This is a genomic window from Cryobacterium sp. TMT1-2-2, assembly GCF_004403505.1.
Taxonomy (GTDB): Bacteria; Actinomycetota; Actinomycetes; order Actinomycetales; family Microbacteriaceae; genus Cryobacterium; species Cryobacterium flavum.
Window position 1 is genome coordinate 1 of the sequence record NZ_SOGS01000002.1, and the last position, 18,055, is coordinate 18,055.

At 65.9% G+C, this 18,055-nt stretch carries 19 protein-coding genes; 13 read left to right on the forward strand and 6 right to left on the reverse strand.

Going from position 1 to position 18,055, the window contains the following annotated elements:
• Window positions 1–924, reverse strand: a 924-nt coding sequence (locus E3T35_RS00150) for a DUF222 domain-containing protein (RefSeq protein ID WP_134377551.1), incomplete at its 3' end; no start/stop codon positions are given.
• Between the two features lie 218 nt (window positions 925–1,142).
• Window positions 1,143–1,886 (reverse strand): hypothetical protein, encoded by a 744-nt coding sequence (locus E3T35_RS00155; protein ID WP_134377552.1) that lies wholly within the window; start codon window positions 1,884–1,886, stop codon window positions 1,143–1,145.
• Between the two features lie 212 nt (window positions 1,887–2,098).
• Between E3T35_RS00155 and nadE the strand changes: the two genes are divergently transcribed.
• A complete protein-coding gene (nadE, locus tag E3T35_RS00160) occupies window positions 2,099–2,920 on the forward strand; it encodes an ammonia-dependent NAD(+) synthetase (RefSeq protein WP_134377553.1) in 822 nt (273 codons plus the stop codon).
• Window positions 2,921–2,986: 66 nt separating this feature from the next.
• Here nadE and E3T35_RS00165 read toward each other — a convergent pair whose 3' ends face one another.
• Both E3T35_RS00165 and E3T35_RS00170 read right to left on the reverse strand, forming a co-directional pair.
• The gene (locus E3T35_RS00165) at window positions 2,987–3,736 is read right to left on the reverse strand and encodes a hypothetical protein (RefSeq protein WP_105036532.1); all 750 of its coding nucleotides are present in this window, start codon (window positions 3,734–3,736) and stop codon (window positions 2,987–2,989) included.
• A gap of 86 nt (window positions 3,737–3,822) precedes the next feature.
• Window positions 3,823–4,098 carry a DNA mismatch repair protein gene (locus E3T35_RS00170; RefSeq protein WP_134377554.1) on the reverse strand — a complete coding sequence of 92 codons (276 nt, stop codon included), beginning with the start codon at window positions 4,096–4,098 and terminating at the stop codon, window positions 3,823–3,825.
• 155 nt (window positions 4,099–4,253) lie between these two features.
• Between E3T35_RS00170 and msrA the strand changes: the two genes are divergently transcribed.
• The 7 genes from msrA (at window position 4,254) to E3T35_RS00205 (ending at window position 9,582) form a co-directional block, all read left to right on the forward strand.
• On the forward strand, window positions 4,254–4,778 hold the full coding sequence (gene msrA, locus E3T35_RS00175) for a peptide-methionine (S)-S-oxide reductase MsrA (protein ID WP_134344150.1): 525 nt from the start codon (window positions 4,254–4,256) through the stop codon (window positions 4,776–4,778).
• A gap of 207 nt (window positions 4,779–4,985) precedes the next feature.
• Window positions 4,986–5,516 carry a single-stranded DNA-binding protein gene (locus tag E3T35_RS00180; RefSeq protein WP_134377555.1) on the forward strand — a complete coding sequence of 177 codons (531 nt, stop codon included), beginning with the start codon at window positions 4,986–4,988 and terminating at the stop codon, window positions 5,514–5,516.
• 71 nt (window positions 5,517–5,587) lie between these two features.
• The gene (locus tag E3T35_RS00185; protein WP_241988672.1) at window positions 5,588–6,100 is read left to right on the forward strand and encodes a hypothetical protein; all 513 of its coding nucleotides are present in this window, start codon (window positions 5,588–5,590) and stop codon (window positions 6,098–6,100) included.
• Window positions 6,101–6,105: 5 nt separating this feature from the next.
• Window positions 6,106–7,788, forward strand: a complete 1,683-nt coding sequence (gene ettA, locus E3T35_RS00190; RefSeq protein WP_092339894.1) for an energy-dependent translational throttle protein EttA — start codon at window positions 6,106–6,108, stop codon at window positions 7,786–7,788.
• 20 nt (window positions 7,789–7,808) lie between these two features.
• Complete coding sequence (locus E3T35_RS00195; protein ID WP_134377557.1) at window positions 7,809–8,279, forward strand: thioesterase family protein; 471 nt, start codon at window positions 7,809–7,811, stop codon at window positions 8,277–8,279.
• A gap of 92 nt (window positions 8,280–8,371) precedes the next feature.
• Window positions 8,372–8,881, forward strand: coding sequence for a sigma-70 family RNA polymerase sigma factor (locus E3T35_RS00200; RefSeq protein ID WP_092339896.1), 510 nt, complete (start codon window positions 8,372–8,374; stop codon window positions 8,879–8,881).
• Complete coding sequence (locus E3T35_RS00205) at window positions 8,878–9,582, forward strand: zf-HC2 domain-containing protein (protein WP_134377558.1); 705 nt, start codon at window positions 8,878–8,880, stop codon at window positions 9,580–9,582. Before E3T35_RS00200 ends, E3T35_RS00205 begins: the two co-directional genes overlap by 4 nt.
• A 5-nt stretch (window positions 9,583–9,587) precedes the next feature.
• Here the strand turns inward: E3T35_RS00205 and E3T35_RS00210 are convergent, their stop codons facing one another.
• Window positions 9,588–10,463 carry an acyl-CoA thioesterase II gene (locus E3T35_RS00210; protein WP_134377559.1) on the reverse strand — a complete coding sequence of 292 codons (876 nt, stop codon included), beginning with the start codon at window positions 10,461–10,463 and terminating at the stop codon, window positions 9,588–9,590.
• Between the two features lie 68 nt (window positions 10,464–10,531).
• Between E3T35_RS00210 and E3T35_RS00215 the strand changes: the two genes are divergently transcribed.
• Window positions 10,532–11,209 carry a hypothetical protein gene (locus tag E3T35_RS00215; protein WP_134377560.1) on the forward strand — a complete coding sequence of 226 codons (678 nt, stop codon included), beginning with the start codon at window positions 10,532–10,534 and terminating at the stop codon, window positions 11,207–11,209.
• Here E3T35_RS00215 and E3T35_RS00220 read toward each other — a convergent pair.
• On the reverse strand, window positions 11,199–12,782 hold the full coding sequence (locus E3T35_RS00220) for a PucR family transcriptional regulator (RefSeq protein ID WP_134377561.1): 1,584 nt from the start codon (window positions 12,780–12,782) through the stop codon (window positions 11,199–11,201). The genes E3T35_RS00215 and E3T35_RS00220 overlap by 11 nt on opposite strands.
• A gap of 138 nt (window positions 12,783–12,920) precedes the next feature.
• On the opposite strand from E3T35_RS00220, the gene gabT reads away from it, so the two are divergent.
• The 4 genes from gabT to E3T35_RS00240 are packed head-to-tail and all read left to right on the forward strand — an operon-like array spanning window position 12,921 to window position 18,050.
• On the forward strand, window positions 12,921–14,300 hold the full coding sequence (gene gabT, locus E3T35_RS00225; RefSeq protein WP_134377562.1) for a 4-aminobutyrate--2-oxoglutarate transaminase: 1,380 nt from the start codon (window positions 12,921–12,923) through the stop codon (window positions 14,298–14,300).
• A complete protein-coding gene (locus E3T35_RS00230; RefSeq protein ID WP_134377563.1) occupies window positions 14,297–15,784 on the forward strand; it encodes an NAD-dependent succinate-semialdehyde dehydrogenase in 1,488 nt (495 codons plus the stop codon). Before gabT ends, E3T35_RS00230 begins: the two co-directional genes overlap by 4 nt.
• Window positions 15,785–15,807: 23 nt before the next feature.
• The gene (locus E3T35_RS00235) at window positions 15,808–17,175 is read left to right on the forward strand and encodes an NAD(P)/FAD-dependent oxidoreductase (RefSeq protein WP_134377564.1); all 1,368 of its coding nucleotides are present in this window, start codon (window positions 15,808–15,810) and stop codon (window positions 17,173–17,175) included.
• Window positions 17,172–18,050: a universal stress protein gene (locus E3T35_RS00240; RefSeq protein WP_134377565.1), complete on the forward strand. Its 879-nt coding sequence runs from the start codon at window positions 17,172–17,174 to the stop codon at window positions 18,048–18,050. The genes E3T35_RS00235 and E3T35_RS00240 overlap by 4 nt, the downstream gene beginning before the upstream one ends.
• Window positions 18,051–18,055: the final 5 nt, after the last annotated feature.

Here is an 18,055-nt window from a genome sequence, read left to right on the forward strand (position 1 = left end):
GAACGGGTCGGCGCTGAACCGCTCGCTCTCCGTGTCGCTGTCATCGAGGCCGTCCAGCTCGGCGTTGCTGGCGCCGTCGGTACTGCCGTCGAGGGTCTCGGTGGGCACGAACATGGGGGTGCGTGAGCGGGCGGATAGGTAGGTGTCGAAGAGGGTGTCCATGATGCCGCGCAGTTCCGGGGTGACCTCGGCCCGCAGCGGGTAGAGCCCGTTGCGCAGCAGCCCGAACGTCAGCGTGCTTTTCGCCTCGGTCACGTCCCAACTGGGGGCGGTGCCGTCGGGGTCGAGGCGGGCCTGCCATTCCATCGCCTGCGCCCGGAGTACGTCGGGCGCGAAGCGGATGCCCGCCCCGGGGAGCCCGGCGGTTTCCGGGGTGATGGCTCCGGTGGCGGTGGCGACGAGGGCGCGCTCAACCCGGTCGAGGTCATCCGGCAGGACCTTTCCCTGCAGAGCGGTGAGGGTGCTGGCGATGATCTCGGCCGATTCCACCCCGAGTTCCCCGCTGGTCAGGCCGTCGGCGATGACCGGGTACCGCGCCGGGACGGGCAGGCCCAGCGGGGTACGTTCCACCGCGGTCTCACCGAGTTTCAGGCGACGTTTGGCTTCGCGGCCCGAGATGCCGGCAAGCTGGGTGATGAACTCGACCCGGTTGCGGCATCCGTTTCGGTACGCCAGCGACCCACTGCCAAGGTCGATTTCGGCGCGCACACCGATGTCGGTGGTGGCGCGTAGCCTGGTCCCATCGACCTTGCGGCCGAGCCCCTCCAACGCCGCGAGAACCGCAACAGCTTCAGCATCGTCGAGGTGACCGAACCGCACATCGTCAAACGCTGCCGCCAGAATGGTACCGGCCTGAGCCACCGCTTCAACGCGAGAACCTTGCGGCATCGAACCGGCTGTGGCGGGCGGGGCGGTGAGGGTCATGGCGTCGGTGCCTCCTTCACCCACAAGTATAGCCGAAATCGATCCCAAAGGCGAGTAAATCTCAGTCAAATACAGACAAAAGTTCAGAAGTTTCTTCCCACCGGCGCGAGCGAGTAAACGGTTGCTTCACGAGCGCCGAAGTAACCGTTCACCCGCTCTCGCGAGGACGGCGCAGACGGTCCTGCCGCGCGCTCTCCGCATGGCCTCCATCGAGGCGCTCAGAGATTACCCGCCCCGTCAAAGAGTTCGGGGTTGGAGGCTCGCAGAGCATCTGCGCTCTGGACGGGGTCGGCCGCGAGCACCAGCGCGACAATCTGGGCATCCGTCGCAACGAACGTGCTCGTTGAGCTGAATCTGAAGATCAGATTCGGCTCGCCTCCGTCTGGCTCTTCGGCGTACACCCGATCCAGACGTACGACGGTGCTCGACGCGCGGGCACCTCCGTCGCGCGCAAGCGGGGCCGGCAGAATGTCGGTGACGACGAAGGCTGCCGGGCCGAGTACGGCACCGTCGTTATCGATCGCATTCTGAAACTTGGGTTGCCAATCGGTGGTGATGTAATCGGAATTCGCCGCAAACCACTCGGCCGGGGCGACGCTGTAGTTGTCGAGCCGACTGCTGTCCAGAACCTCTTCGGTGAGAATGCGCAGGGCGGCCGGCAAGGCTTCCCTGGCATCGTCCTCGGTGAAGCCGAATTCGGCCAGGGTCTCGAAGTCGGTCTTGGTGGAGTCGTAGACGGCTGCCTCAGCGGTGGGGCTGATCGTGGTGTGGCAGTAGGTGCCGAACTCGTCGGTCACGTCTTCCAGGCCGACCACGTCGCCGTAGTCCAGGGCGAGTTCGGAACTGCAGCCTGCGCGTGCGGCGGCAGTCGGCTGCGCGGTCTGCTCAGCAGGTGTGGCATCCGTTTCGTCGTTCGTGACGGCGGCGCACCCGCCGAGTCCGGCCAAGAGAATACCGGACACAGCGATTGCCAGTGCAGACCGGCTGATTCCGCGAACCGTTCTGCCGGATCGTGCTTCGCTGAACTCCTCGTGCATGCTGTACTTATTATTGCGCCCCCCCGAGAGGTCTTTGTCCTACCGTACGGGAAGAGTTCGCCACGATTCGCCGGTACCCCGGTGCTGATCTCGAGGCAGGCCGCAGCGCAAAGTCTCGAGGATTGCTAGATTCAAGTATGCGAGAACTCCAGGCGCGAATCATCGCGGAACTCAACGTCTCACCCACCATCGACCCGGCCGCCGAAGTACGCCGCCGGGTGAAATTCCTCAAGGAATATCTCAAGCACACGGGTGCCCAGGGGCTCGTGCTCGGCATCAGCGGCGGCCAGGACTCTACCTTGGCCGGTCGGCTGTCTGCACTGGCCGTCGACGAACTCACCGCAGAGGGGCATCCGGCCACTTTTGTCGCCGTGCGCCTGCCCTACGCGGTGCAGCGCGACGAAGCGGATGCCCAACTCGCGTTGGAATTCATCCGCCCGCCCTCGCAGGCCACCTTCAACATTGAGCTCGCCGTTGACGGGTTCGAGAGCGAATTTTTGGCGAGCCTCGACGTGGCCATGACCGACTTCACCAAGGGCAACGTCAAGGCCCGCTCCCGCATGATCGCCCAGTATGCGGTGGCCGGCCAGCTCGGCCTGCTCGTGGTCGGAACCGACCATGCGGCAGAGGCCGTCACCGGCTTCTTCACCAAGTACGGCGACGGCGGAACCGACATTCTGCCGCTCACCGGACTCACCAAGCGCCAGGGCCGCGCCCTGCTGATGGAGCTGGGTGCGCCCGAACAGCTCTACCTGAAGGACCCCACCGCTGACCTGCTCGACCACACTCCCGGCCAGACCGACGAGGCCAATCTCGGTCTGCAGTACGAGCACATCGACGATTTCCTGGAGGGTCAGCCCGTCGACGACGAGGTGGCCGAGGCCATCGAGGCGCGCTACCTCAGCACCGAGCACAAGCGACGGGTGCCGGCCTCACTGTTTGATGAGTGGTGGCAGTAGGCCCAACATAAGAAACGAGCCGGTCAGCGCTGGGAAGCGCCGACCGGCTCGTTTCTTGTGTCGCGACTACAGGGTCGGGGCCGCCGAGGAACGCGTGAGTGGGTCGGTGCCGCGAACCTCGAGCTTGTTGACGTCGTCGAGCAGACGCTGGGTTTCCGCCCCGGCGTCCGACGCGGATGCCGGCGTGCGATTGACGGCTGCCGGGGTGAGCGGCGCGACCCGCACGGGCGCCGGTGCCGAATCGGCGGCGTTGTACTGGTCGTGGTGCTGCTGCGCCACCCACGCTTCCTGTTCGGCGAGCAGGCTCTTCTCGGTGGAGGAGTTCTGCGACTTCCAGCGATCGAGATCCCCCTGGAAGATCTTGCGGGCGCGAGCCGGCTTGTTCTGCCACTCGACCAGGCGGTCACGAAACTCGACCAGGGCCGGTTCCAACTGGTAGCCGAAGGTAGCTGAGGTGCGCTTGAGCTCGTAGAGCTCGTGAGCAGCCCAGTTGGCGGCAATTCCCGATCCGCGAATCGGCAGCAACCGCACCTGAATGTCGGCCTGGCCGACCGCCCGGTCGCTCATGACCTGCTCCTGCGGTGTCAGCGAATTCCAGACGGATGCCTCGGTCGCGGCATCGACGAGGGTCGCGATCGCGGCTACTTTGATCTCGCGATCTCGCTGGGTGATGAGCCGTTTGACGGCCCCGCGCGAGATCAACGCGGCCAGCACGCTGGCAATGACGATTGCGCCGATGAACACGACCGCGGTAAAAACCATCGGTTGGGTGCTCACGTCGGTAAACCAGGCTACGAAGTTATTCCACCATTCCATGTGCTGGATTTTATCCGCGCCGACCCCTGTTTTCGGGGATCAGACGCGGCGTGCCCCCAACCCACTCTCTGGAACACGTAGCCTCGTCACCGGAAGCAGTCCACAGCGTCGTCGATGCGACAGAACACACCGAGTTCGCGCGTGCGGGTCGCGAAGACGACGCGCCTGGCGCTGTACCGGTCGCCGTCAGCGCCGCTGATATCAGCACCGCCTTTATCGGCACTGGCCTCGCGTTCGATATAGCCGACGACAGCGCCGACCGGGTCGACGATGCGCCACAGCCCGTCGCGCACGAGGACGAACCGGCGGCCACGCACTGCTGGAAATGCTGAGTGAGTAACGGGTGCGATGAGAGTGGTCATGAGTGCTCCTTACGTACTGGTTCAGCGGTAACCCGGCCGGCCGCGGGTGTTTCTCTTACCGTATGGGCGACCACCGACATGCGCTTTCGGCGAACAGACGGCCAGAGTGCCGGATCAACCTGTGGCTGCGGCGGGGGAGGAGATAGGGTGGACAGGTGCAAACTTTTGTGGTCGCAGGTGGATGTTTCTGGTGTCTCGATGCTGTGTATCGGGTGCTACGTGGAGTGAGCGACGTGGTCTCGGGGTATACCGGCGGCTCGACCGCCAACCCGAGCTACGAAGCGGTCTGCACCGGGCGCACCGGGCATGCCGAAGCCGTTGCCGTGACCTTCGACCCCGACGTCATTCCGGCCAGCGTCATTCTTGACGTGTTCTTCACACTGCATGACCCCACCCAGCTCAACCGTCAGGGCAACGACGTCGGAACCCAGTACCGGTCGGCCATGTTCTACACCGACGACGCGCAGAAGCAGCTGTTTGAAACGGCCCGCGACCGGGCGACCGAATGGTGGGGCTCCGGCATCACGACCACGATCGAGCCACTCGGCGACTACCACGAGGCCGAGGACTACCACCAGGACTTCTTCAACAAGAACCCCGGGCAGGGCTACTGCATGGCCGTCGCCGTGCCGAAGGTCAACAAGATCCGCAAGTCGTACTCCCAATACCTGGTCAGCTAGCCTCTCCTCCCCAATCGGTGAATAGCTGAATTCTCCACGGATTTCCGCGGATTCAGTCGGGTCGTCGTTTCGGGCGGCACACTCACTGTGTGCGACCCGGGTTCAACGAAGACTGGCACGAGTTGTTGTTCCCGGGTCGTGTGCGCCGGCGGTTCGCATGGCGCCGAGAGTGTGCGTGTTCACGCGATCACCGTGCCGGGAGAAACTATGAGCGACAGCATCACAATATCCGGCGTTATTGGCACCGTTCCCCACCTGACCTTCGGCAAGAACGGGACCCCGATCACCTCCTTTCGGCTGGCCTCCCGCCAGAGCCACCGTGACAAGGCCAAAGACGAATGGATCGTCGACGAAAGCTGCTGGTATTCCGTGACGACCTTTCGACAGCTGGCCACGAATGCGGGAAAATCGCTCAGCAAGGGCGAGCACGTTGTCGTCACCGGACGGCTGGTCATTCGCCAATGGAACAACGCCGAAAAATCTGGGACGTCCGTTGAGATCATTGCTGATTCTGTCGGCCACGACCTCGCCTGGTACACCACGACGCCGGTGCGCAGCGGGGTACCGGCCCGTGACGCCGCGGACCAGACCGAGCCGGAACCGGTCGAATCCTTCGCATCGGCCGATTCGGCCACGGCATATGAGACCGATCCTGGCCCCATCGACCGGTCCGGAGACGGGTTTGTCCCCGTCGACACCGATGCCGATCAGGACGCGTATGCCCGTTTAGACTCGTAGCATCGTCCACGCGCGTGGACCGGGGGAGGCAGTTCGTGAGCGTGGCACAATCAGCACGGCAGAATATGACCGTGAGAACAGCGCGGTGGTCTGCACGCCGCCCGCGGTACACACTGGCAGTGGTTGGGGCCGTGCTGCTGGTCGGAGTCAGCCTGACCGCGTGCACCGGTGCCCCGGCCGAACCCCCGACCAGCGGCACGGCGCCGGCCAGTTCCTCAGCGCCGGAGCCGTCGGCAACTCCGGTGCGAGACCCGGTACTGCTGCCCGACGGCACCGCGTCCGAGAACCTCGTCTACTTCAACTTTCTCGCTGCCGCTGTCACCAAGGTCAACCCCAGCGCTGACGGGCGCGCCTACATCGACGCGCTCGTGGCCGGCGGGTTCGACCGAACAGCCATGGAAGTGTCCTTCGATCGAACCCAGGCCGACCTGGCCGCCGACTCGATCCATTTCTCGGTGCGATTCAATGGCGAATGCCTGATTGGGCAGATCGGGCCGGCCAGTGACGGTTTCCACAGCGTGGTCGCACCGATTCTGTCGACTGGTTTGTGTCTCGTCGGGTCCACCCGGCAAATAGACTGGTAAATATTATGGCCGAATTTATTTACTCAATGGTCCGCGCTCGCAAGGCGATCGGCGAAAAGCTGATTCTTGACGACGTCACCATGTCCTTTTTTCCCGGTGCCAAGATCGGTGTGGTCGGCCCGAACGGTGCCGGAAAGTCCACGATCCTCAAGATCATGGCGGGCCTGGACACCCCCAGCAACGGTGAGGCGAGACTCTCGCCGGGCTACACCGTCGGCATCCTCATGCAGGAGCCGCAGCTCGACGAGAGCAAGACCGTGCTGGAGAACGTGCAGGAAGGCGTCGGCCCGATCAAGGCCAAGGTCGATCGCTTCAATGAGATCAGCCTCGCCCTCGGCGAACCCGACGCCGACTTCGATACCCTCCTCGCCGAAATGGGCGTGCTGCAGGAAGCTATCGATGCAGCCGATGCCTGGGACCTCGACTCCCAGCTCGAACAGGCCATGGATGCCCTGCGCACCCCGCCGGGCGACTCCGAGGTCTCCAACCTCTCCGGTGGTGAGAAGCGCCGGGTGGCGCTGACCAAGCTGCTGCTGCAGAAGCCCGACCTGCTCCTTCTCGACGAGCCCACTAACCACCTCGACGCCGAGAGCGTGCTTTGGCTCGAGCAGCACCTCGCCAAGTACCCGGGCGCCGTGCTCGCCGTCACTCACGACCGGTACTTCCTCGACCACGTTGCTGAGTGGATCGCCGAGATCGACCGCGGACACCTGTACCCGTACGAGGGCAACTACTCGACCTACCTCGAGAAGAAGCAGGAGCGTCTGCTCGTGCAGGGCAAGAAAGACGCGAAGCTGTCACGTCGTCTCGCCGACGAGCTTGAGTGGGTGCGTTCCAACGCCAAGGGCCGTCAGGTGAAGTCGAAGGCCCGCCTGGCCCGCTACGAAGAGATGGTCACCGCCGCCGAAAGCACCCGCAAGCTCGACTTCGAAGAAATCGTGATTCCGGTCGGCCCGCGCCTCGGCGCGCAGGTCATCGATGCGAGCAAGTTGGAGAAGGGCTTCGACGGGCGCATGCTCATCGAGAATCTCAGCTTCACGCTGCCGCGCAACGGTATCGTCGGCATCATCGGCCCGAACGGCGTAGGAAAGACCACCCTGTTCAAGACCATCGTCGGCAAGGAACCGCTCGACGGCGGCGAACTGCGAATCGGTGAGACGGTGGATATCTCCTACGTCGACCAGGACCGCGGCGGCATCGACCCGAACAAAACCCTGTGGGAGGTCGTCTCTGACGGCCAGGACTACATCCAGGTCGGCAAGACCGAGATACCCTCGCGCGCCTACGTTTCGACCTTCGGTTTCAAGGGCCCCGACCAGCAGAAGAAGGCCGGTGTGCTCTCCGGTGGTGAGCGCAACCGCCTGAACCTGGCGCTCACCCTCAAGCAGGGCGGCAACCTGCTGCTCCTCGACGAGCCCACTAACGACCTCGACGTCGAAACGCTCGGTTCGCTCGAGAACGCGCTGCTCGAATTTCCCGGTTGCGCCGTGGTGATCACTCACGACCGGTGGTTCCTCGACCGGGTGGCCACGCACATCCTCTCGTACGAGGGCACCGACGACAACCCGGCCAACTGGTACTGGTTCGAGGGCAACTTCGAGTCGTATGAACAGAACAAGATCGAGCGGCTCGGACCGGATGCGGCCAAGCCGCATCGTTCCGCCTACCGCAAGCTCACCCGCGACTAACAAAAAAATAGGGAGACCGTGTGAAGCTGCACGTACCGATTCGCCTGCGGTGGTCCGACCTCGACGCGTACGGTCACGTCAACAATTCTGAGATGCTGCGCCTGCTCGAGGAGGCGCGCATCCTGGCTTTCTGGGTGACCGAAGACGACGGTGCGATCGGCGCGAGCACGGCCGTGCTCGATGGACGCCCGGGTGCGGCAACGCTCACGCTGATCGCACGGCAGGAGATCGAGTATCTGGCGCCCGTGCCGTACCTGCGTCAGCCGCTGGACGTGCGACTCTGGCTGGGCAAACTCGGCGGCGCCAGCCTCGACGTCTGCTACGAGGTGTGCAGCCCCGACGGCGTGACACCCGAGATTCTGTACGCGCGGGCGAACACCACGATTGTGCTCGTTGATGCGGCGAGCGAACGCCCCCGCCGCATCAACGACACCGAACGCGCCGCGTGGACTCCATACCTCGACGCGCCGATCGAGTTCGCCCGACGCTGACAATTCCCCGACTGAGCGGCCCGAGTTGCCGCGAAACCGGGTAGTACTGAACCGAACACGCGTCCGTCGCGTGTTAAGCCGGGGAGGTAGTCATGGCTGATGAGCGTGCCGAACTTCTGCAAGCCCTGCACGACGAACACGCGCCGCTCCTGTGGCGCTATGTTGTGCGGTTGACGCACGATCCGGCCTTTGCCGACGACGTCGTGCAGGAGACGCTCCTGCGCGCCTGGCGACGCCCCCGCCTGCTCGACCAGACCGAGGTGTCAGCTCGGGCCTGGCTGTTCACGGTGGCCCGCAACCTGGTGATCGACGATCGCCGCTCGGCCAGGGCCCGCCACGAGATCCCCACCGATCAGCTGCCCGAGGTACCCACCGACGACCAGACCGATGCCCTGCTCGACGCCTGGCTGGTCGCGGATGCCCTGCACGATCTCTCACCCGACCACCGGGCGGTCATTGTCTGCGCGTACTATCGAGGCCAGTCCGTGGCTGAGACCGCGCGGGACCTGGTTATTCCCGAAGGCACCGTGAAGTCCAGGCTGCACTACGGCCTGCGAGCCCTGCGGCTCGCACTGCAAGAGCGAGGAGTGACGGAGCGATGAACACTCCAGCAGATCTGTACGCCGACTGGGACGGCGCCTACGTGCTCGGCGCCCTGTCACCGGCCGACCGCCGCGACTACGAACGTCACCTCAACGACTGTGTCGCCTGCAGCCAGGCGGTCGCTCATCTCGTGGGTCTTCCGGGGCTGCTGGCCCAGGTGCCGCTCGATCAGGCCCTGCAACTGGACCAGCCCGTTGATTCCCGAGCGGATGCCGCTCCCTCCGCCACCCTGCTGCCTCGCCTCGTGCAGGCGGCCAGGGCGCACACCCGGCGCGCCCGCCTGCTCGCCGCTGGCGCGGTCGTGGCGGCCGCCGCGATCGCGGCATCCGCTGCCCTCGTCCTGCCGGGCTGGCTCGATCAGCCCGGTCAGAGCATCACCGAACCCGCCGTCGCCATGACCGCTGTGGTTCCCAGCCCGCTCACGGCCTCGTTTCGCCTGACCGGCGAGGACTGGGGCACGCGCATCGACGCGAACTGCAGCTATGCGCGCGGCGGCGACGATTTCGGCGCTCAGCCCTACGCCCTGTTCGTGACCGACCGGGACGGCCAGGAGACCATCGTGGCCAGCTGGATCTCCGGTCCCGGCAGCACCATCAGCGCGGCCGGTACCACGAGCGTGTCCGAAAACGACATCGCCAGCGTGGATATTCGTTGGATGCCCGACGAGAAGGTGCTGCTCGAATCCAAACCCAGCTGGTAGCGCTGCTACTCGAGAACGATGGGCACGCGCAGCATGCCCTCCTGCGCTACGGTAGCCAAGAGCAGGCCGTCGCGGCTGAAGATGCTGCCCGTGGCCAGGCCGCGGCCACCCTGCGCGCTCGGTGAATCCTGCACGTAGAGCAGCCACTCGTCGACCCGACCGAACCGGTGCCACCACATGGCGTGATCCAGGCTGGCAACTTTGAGACCGGGAGTCGCCCAGGCCACTCCGTGCCGGCGCATGATCGGTTCCATGATCGAGTAGTCGCTCGCGTAGGCCAGGGCTGAGCGGTGCAGGTCGGGGTCGTCGGGCAGCGGTAAGAACGTCTTCATCCACACGGCCTGGCGCGAGGTGTGCTCACCGTTGACCTTGAGAAAGATTGGCGAGGGAACGTGCCGCATGTCGAAGGGCCGCTCGTTGGCCCAATAACGCGCTACCGAGTGGTCGATGTGGGCCAGCGCTTCGGATGCCGTCGGCAGGCTTTCCGGATCGGGGATATCTTTCGGCATCTCCAGGTGATGCTCCAAGCCCTCATCGGCGTCCTGGAAGGAGGCGATCATCGACAGGATCGGCACGCCGTCTTGATAGCACTGCGTGCGGCGGGTGGAGAAGGAGCGGCCGTCGTGAATGCGTTCGACCGAAAAAGTAATCGGCTGGTTGACATCACCGGGGCGCAGAAAGTAGCCGTGCATCGAGTGCACGTGGCGTTCGTCGGGCACGGTGCGCATCGCAGCGACGAGGGACTGGGCCAGCACCTGCCCGCCGAATACGCGGCCGAGCGGCATCCACTGGGACGGCCCGGTGAAGATGTCCTCGCTGGTGCGTGCACCGGTGTCGGTCAGATCGAGGACGGCCAGAAGGCTTTCCGTGGGCTTGTGCATGCTGTCTCCTCGGGCAAGTTCGCGTTCGCGGCATGCGGTCGTGGCGCATCTTGGTAGTTTAGAAGATGATGAGCCAGTCATTCACTCTTACCGATTCCCAGTCCCTCAGCGATCTGATCGTGTTTCTCTCACGATCCGGCCGCGTTCTCGACGGTTCCGTGCGCCTCATGGCGTCCGACGGCGTTCTGGCGGTGTACACCGCCATTTTCTATCCGCGCGGTTTGCTCGACGCGAGCCCGACCGTGCTCGGCCTGCGCACCTTCGCCCTGACCGAGCCGGTTGACCTCGACAAGGTCGTGCCGGTGCGGTCGCTGCTGGAACGCCTCAAACGCCTGGAGTCCACCGCGCGCGACCTGAGCCTCCCGGTTATCGTGTCCGTCCCGCTCGAGGTGAACACTGTGACCTGGGCTGGCATCTCCCCGCCGAAGGGCGGCTGGGAACCACACGGCCAGACTCCGGCGTCGCACCTTGAAACCGCCGCTCGGGAGGGCATCGACGAGGTTGCCGCCGCCGTGCCGGAGGGCACCGGCGAGCTGATCGTGGAACGCGTGCGCTCCGAAGTGTGGGGCCGTCAGGTTGACGGGCTCGAATTCGTACCGACCGGGGCCGGTTTCGCGGCGTTCAGCCTGGGCTTTCTCTCCGATGACGAACCCGTGCAGCTGTTCGAGTCGGGCCTGTGGACCCGCCTCAGCACGAGTCGTGGCCACGTTCTGGTGCGGCGCAAGCCATGGATGCTCAAGGCCTGACCGGCTTCACAACGGCAGCGTCGGTGGCGAGCAGGGCCGCCCAGACATCCGCTCGAGCCGGAAACGACCCCAGGTCGCGGGCGAGCAGCTGCTCAGCCTGTCGAATGCGGGTGCGCACCGTGTGGCGGTGTACCCCGAGCTGCGCGGCGGCCTCACCGAAGTGTCCGTTGCACACGAGCCACGCCCGCACGGTAGCCAGCAGCTCGCTGCCGTGTGCCTGATCGTGCGCCATCACCGGCGCGAGGGTGGAGAGGCCGACCTCGCGGGCATCCGTTCTGGCCAGCAGGGCCAGTACGCCCTGCCGGGCGACGATACTGAAATCGGTCACGCCCGGTGCGCTCTCCCGTGCCCGGGCCAGCGCCTGATGGGCCTGATCGAGGGCGCGAGGTAGCTGGTGGTAACCCGTCGGCTCCGACAGGCCTGCGTGCAGTTCGAACAGTGCGCACAGATTTAAGAGGATGCCGTTGGCCGCGCGGTCGAGACACAGCACCACGGTGTCGTCTTGGCGGGCGAAGAAGAGCTGCCCGGGGGAATCGTCGACGCGTAGTTCCAGGTACTCGGTGATCGCATCCCGGCGAATGGCCGGCACATCCACGACGGCGACCAGCACCGGTGGGTCAGGGAGCGCGCCCCACATTTGTCTGGAGATCTGGTCGACCAGGGTCTGGTCCCCGGCGAGCAGGGTGTTCAGCAGGCCGGTGCGCAGCAGCCCCTGGGCACGATCCAGGGCATTGTTCTGCTCGAGGGCGAGACCGGCCAGGGCAATCACGCTCGTCACCACCTCAGTGCTGGCCTGGTCCAGGGCGAGTGCGCCACCGAGGGCGAGTACACCGCGCAGGTGGTCGTGGCCGCCGAGGGTCTGCAGGGTAAGGGTTTCACCGCCAGCGTCAACGGTGCTGCTGGACCGCTGACCGCGGGCGAGCAGTCGCCGGGCTTCCTGCTGCACGGTGGCGAGGGCTGTGGGGGCCGCGGCGAACGTGGCGCGGGGAAACACCCGATCCAGGGTTCCGCTCGCATCGAACAGGGCCACCCAATGGCCGAGCTGGGCGGACAGCTCGGCGAGAGTCGCGCTCAGGCCGTCCGGACGCAGGGCGGCGAGCGCGATCGCGCGCTGGGCCTTGAGCGCCCAAGTGGCGCGGGCATACCGATCCTCGGCCACGAGGTCGCCGGCCGCCCGGGCGATGGCGATGAACGGGGTGTGATAGGGCACCTCGAACAACGGCAGCCCAAGCGTTCGGCACGCGGCGATCAGTCCGTCGGGCGTGCCGTCCCGAACGACGTCGGTGCCGAAGCCGAGCGCCGTGATACCCCGCTCGTGCAGGCGCTGCACGTAGGGGTGGTAGTCGGCATCCGCTGCCGGATCACTGCCGAACTGGGTGCCGGTCGTGAGTAGCACGTGGTCGGCGGAGAGGAACGGGGTCGGGTCGATCAGATCGGAGCTGTGTACCCATTCAACCGTGCGGTCGAGCCGTGCCGCCCGCGTGATCGGGTCGGCCGCGCTCGCATCAGCGTCGTCGAGGAGGGTGAGCCCCAAATCTCGATCAGCGAGGAGCAGACGGAGGGTGGGGAGCATGGATCGACTATACAGCGCGGCAAGTACGGGCGACAGTCTTATACAGGGCGGAGATAGTGCTGTCGCCGGGTTGTGCCTAGCATTGCCGCATTGGCACCGTGGCCGCGGTACCGCCCGTCGCATCGATCGGAAACACTCATGACACTCGTAGACACTCCTCGCCTCACCAGCACGCCGCTCGGTGGCCCCACGCTGGCCCAGGAACGCAGACTGGTCACGAGCATCCCCGGGCCGAAATCGCGCCGCTTGAGCGAACGCAAGGCCCAGGCGGTCTCTGCCGGAGTGGGTATCTCCCTCCCCGTGTACGTTGTGGCCGCTGGCGGAGGCGTTCTGGTCGACGTGGATGGCAACTCGCTGATCGACCTGGGGTCGGGCATCGCCGTCACCGGTGTCGGCAACAGCGCCCCGCGGGTGGTCGAGGCCGTCGCCGCCCAGCTGGCCCAGTTCACCCACACCTGTTTCACCGTTGCTCCCTATGACTCCTACATCGAGGTGGCCGAGGCCCTGAACCGTCTCACCCCCGGTGACCACGTCAAGCGCAGCGTGCTGTTCAACTCCGGCGCCGAAGCGGTCGAGAACGCCGTGAAGATCGCCCGCCACTTCACCGGCAAACAGGCCATCGTGGCCTTCGACCACGCCTACCACGGCCGCACCAACCTGACCATGGGCCTGACCGCCAAGAACCAGCCCTACAAGAACGGCTTCGGTCCCTTCGCACCCGAGGTGTACCGGGCATCCATGTCGTACCCGCTGCGCGACGGCGGCCTCGATGGCGTCGTGGCCGCGAACCGTGCCATATCGCAGATCGAGAAGCAGATCGGCGCGAGCAACCTCGCCGCGATCATCATCGAACCCATCCAGGGCGAGGGCGGCTTCATCGTTCCCGCACCCGGCTTTTTGGCCACCCTGCTGGCCTGGTGCCGCGCCAACGAGGTCGTCTTCATCGCCGACGAGATCCAGACCGGCTTCGCCCGCACCGGCGCTATGTTCGCCTGCGAGTACGAGGGCATTGTGCCCGACATGATCTGCACCGCCAAGGGCATCGCCGGCGGCCTGCCGCTGTCGGCCGTCACCGGGCGCGCCGACATCATGGATTCACCCCAGGCCGGCGGCCTCGGCGGAACCTATGGGGGTAACCCGCTCGCCTGTGCTGCCGCGCTCGCCACCATCGACACCTACGAGGCCGAGCACCTGGTCGAACGCGCCGCCGCCATCGGCGCGATCATGGGCGACCGCCTCGGCGCGCTCGCCGCAGCCGATCCGCGCATCGCCGAGGTGCGCGGACGCGGCGCCATGATGGCCATCGAGCTGGTCGATCCCGCCACCGGGGAGCCGGATGCAGCCCTGACCGGCCGCGTCATCGCCGCCTCCCACGAGCAGGGCGTCATCCTGCTCGGCTGCGGAACGTACGGCAACGTCATCCGCTTTCTGCCGCCGCTCAGCATTCCCGACTCCCTGCTACTCGAGGGCCTGCAGGTTTTGGCCGAGGCCCTCGCTGCCGATTCGGCCGCAGTATGAGCACCGTGATCGAAGGCGCCGTGCGCTCCAGCGGTCAGGTCGCACTCCTGGCCCGCGTACCCGACCAGCTCTACATCAACGGTCAGTGGGTGAACGGCACCGGGGAGCCGATCGTGGTGACCGACCCCGCCACCGGTCTGGTGCTGAAAACCATCCAGAACGCATCCGTCGCTGATGGCGCCCGCGCCCTCGACGCGGCCGTCGCGGCCGCGGACTCCTGGGCAGCAACTCCGGCCCGAGTACGCGCCGAGATTCTGCGCCGCGCCTTCGATCTACTCCAGGAGCGTCGGGGCGATTTCGCCACGCTCATGACACTCGAGATGGGCAAACCCATCGCCGAAGCCAACGGCGAAGTGACCTACGGCGGCGAGTTTCTGCGCTGGTTCAGCGAAGAGGCCGTTCGCATCAACGGTCGGTACAGTGCCAACCCGGAGGGCACCGGAACGATGGTCGTCACTCACCGGCCGGTGGGCCCGTGCTACCTGATCACACCGTGGAACTTTCCGCTCGCCATGGCCACCCGCAAGATTGCCCCGGCGCTCGCCGCTGGCTGCACCGTTGTGGTCAAGCCGGCCGAACTGACCCCCCTGACCACCCTGCTGTTCGTGCAGCTGCTGACGGATGCCGGCGTGCCGGCCGGTGTCGTGAACGTCATAACGACCACCGAGTCGCAGGCCGTCTCGGCCCCGATCATCGCCGACCCCCGGCTGCGCAAGCTGAGCTTCACCGGGTCGACCGCGGTGGGTCGAGCCTTGATCGCTCAGGCGGCCCAGAACGTGCTGCGTACCTCGATGGAACTCGGCGGCAACGCCCCCTTTATCGTATTCGCCGACGCAGACCTCGAGAAGGCCGTCAGCGGCGCGATGCTCGCGAAGTTTCGCAACACCGGCCAGGCCTGCACGGCGGCCAACCGGTTCATCGTGCACGCGTCGATCGCCGAGGAATTCGGCCGCCGACTCACCGAGCGGGTGAACGCCCTCGTGCAGGGCCCCGGCATCGACCCCGCGGTGAACTTTGGACCGCTCGTGACGGAGACGGCCGTCGACAACGTTGACGCCCTCGTGCGGGATGCCCTCGCGCGCGGCGCCACGCTGCTCACCGGAGGCACCCGCCCCGACGGACCCGGCTCGTTCTATGCCCCCACCGTGTTGACCGGCGTTCCCGCTGACAGCCGAATGGTGCGGGAAGAGATTTTCGGCCCGGTGGCCGGCATTACAACCTTCGAAACAGACGAAGAGGCCATTGAACTGGCAAATGACACCGAATATGGTCTGATCGGATACGTATTCACCACCGATATCGCACGTTCACACCGTATGATCGACAGTATCGACACCGGAATGATGGGCCTGAATACCGGCCTGGTTTCCAACGCCGCGGCACCGTTCGGCGGCGTCAAGCAGTCCGGGCTCGGTCGTGAGGGTGGCCTGGAAGGCATCAACGAATACCTCTCGACCAAGTACACCCTCATTCCCGCGACCTAACCCCACTCAACACAGGAGCAACCATGACCACGATTGATCGTGACGTCGTCATCATCGGCGCCGGGGCATCCGGTCTCACCGCCGCCACCGCGCTGCAGAAAGCCGGCCTCAGCGTGGCCGTGCTGGAAGCCCGCGACCGCGTCGGCGGGCGCCTGTGGACCGACCAGATCGAGGGCGCCATGCTCGAGATCGGCGGCCAGTGGGTCTCGCCCGACCAGCATGCCCTCAAAGAGACCCTGGCCGAGCTGGGTCTCGCGACCTACCCGCGTTACCGGGCCGGTCGCAACGTCTACATCAATGCTGCCGGCGTGGTGAGCCGGTTCGACGGCGATATTTTTCCGGTCCCGGCCGGCACCGAAGCCCAGATCGTCGGTTTGATTGAGAAGCTCGACGCCCTCGTGGCCGAGATCAACCCGGACAGCCCGTGGGAGCATCCGCTCGCCAAAGAACTCGACGAGGTGTCCTTCAGTCGCTGGCTCGAGACCCAGACCGACGACCAGGAAGCCCGCGACAACATCGGCATGTTCATTGCCGGAGCCATGCTCACCAAGCCCGCGCACGCCTTCTCGGCATTGCAGGCCCTGCTCATGGCGGCCAGCGCTGGTTCCTTCAGCAACCTCGTCGACGCCGATTTCATTCTCGACGAGCGCGTCGTCGGCGGGCTGCAGCAGGTGCCGCTACTTCTCGCCGAGAAGCTCGGCGCTGACGTGTTCCTTGATTCACCGGTGCGCAGCCTGGCCTGGAACGACAGCGGCGTCACCGTCATAGCCGACGGCATCACGGTGACCGCTCGGCATGCCATTGTGGCCGTTCCGCCGCCCCTGATCAGCCGCATCAGCTTCGAACCACCCCTGCCGCGCCGCCAGCAGCAGCTGCACCAGCACCTCTCCATGGGCTTCGTGATCAAGGTGCACGCCGTCTACGAGACTCCGTTCTGGCGCGCCGACGACCTCTCCGGCACCGCGTTCAGCCCGTACGAGCTCGTGCACGAGGCCTACGACAACACCAACTTCGAGGACCCGCGCGGTACCCTGGTGGGCTTCGTCTCCGATGAAGAAGCGGATGCCGTCTTCGCGCTCACCGCAGACGAGCGCAAGACGCGCATCCTGGAATCCCTGTCGCACTACTACGGTGAGCAGGCCCTGCACCCGGTCGTCTATTACGAGAGCGACTGGGGTTCCGAGGAATGGACCCGTGGCGCCTACGCCGCGAGCTTCGACATGGGTGGACTGGCCAGGTATGGCGCCGAACTGCGCAGCCCCGTCGGCCCGATCTCGTTCTCCTGCAGCGATATGGCCGGCAAGGGCTACCAGCACGTCGACGGTGCCATTAGGGTCGGCCAGGAATCCGCTGCGGCGATTATCGCCCAGCGTGTCTTGGCCACCGTGTGAGGTTTCTGGTCGGCTATACCGCCACCTCGGCGGGAGCGGATGCCCTCGCCCTCGGCGTGCGCCTCGCCCGCGCGCCGGGCGCCGAACTCGACATCGTGCTCGTGCTCAATGCGGGGGAGCGTGCGACGCTCACCCCCACCGATCCCGGCTACGACCGGCTGCTGCTCGAAACGGCCGAGGTCTGGCTGGCCGAAGCGCTGACTCTGGTGCCCGAGGGTATTTCCGTGCACACCCACCTCGAACACGCCGACTCCTTCACGCGGGGGCTGCTCAAAGCGGCCGAACGGCTGCAGGCGAACCTGATCGTGGTCGGCGCGGCCACCCACGGCCTGCTGGGGCGCTTCGCCATCGGCAGTGTCGCGGGCGGTCTGCTGCACTCTTCCCACGTTCCCGTTGCTCTCGCCCCGGAGGGCAGCCGCGTGATGGGCACCGACGAACCGATCGGCCGAGTCACCTGCGCGGTCGGGACCAAACCCGGCGCCGACGGACTGCTGACGGCCGGCATCCGTTTGGCCCGTACAGTGGATGCTCCGCTACGGCTGGTCTCCCTCGTCGCGATCGACCGCCCCGGCGCCGACGCCGACGCCCAGACCATCCAGCTCGCCGCCGACCACGCCCAGGCCGTGCTCGACTACGCCACCGAACACCTGATGGACGGGCTCGAGGTCACCGCCAGCGTCGCTTCCGGCGGCAGCATCGAGCATGCCGTGCGCGGCCTGCACTGGGACCCGGCCGAGGTCTGCATCGTCGGCTCCAGCCGGCTGGCGCAACCGCATCGACTCTTTCTGGGTTCGATCGCGGCCAAAATGTTGCGCGAATTGCCGGTGCCGCTCATCGTGGTGCCGCGAGATTTCACCGAGACGGTGGGGAAGTAACCGAA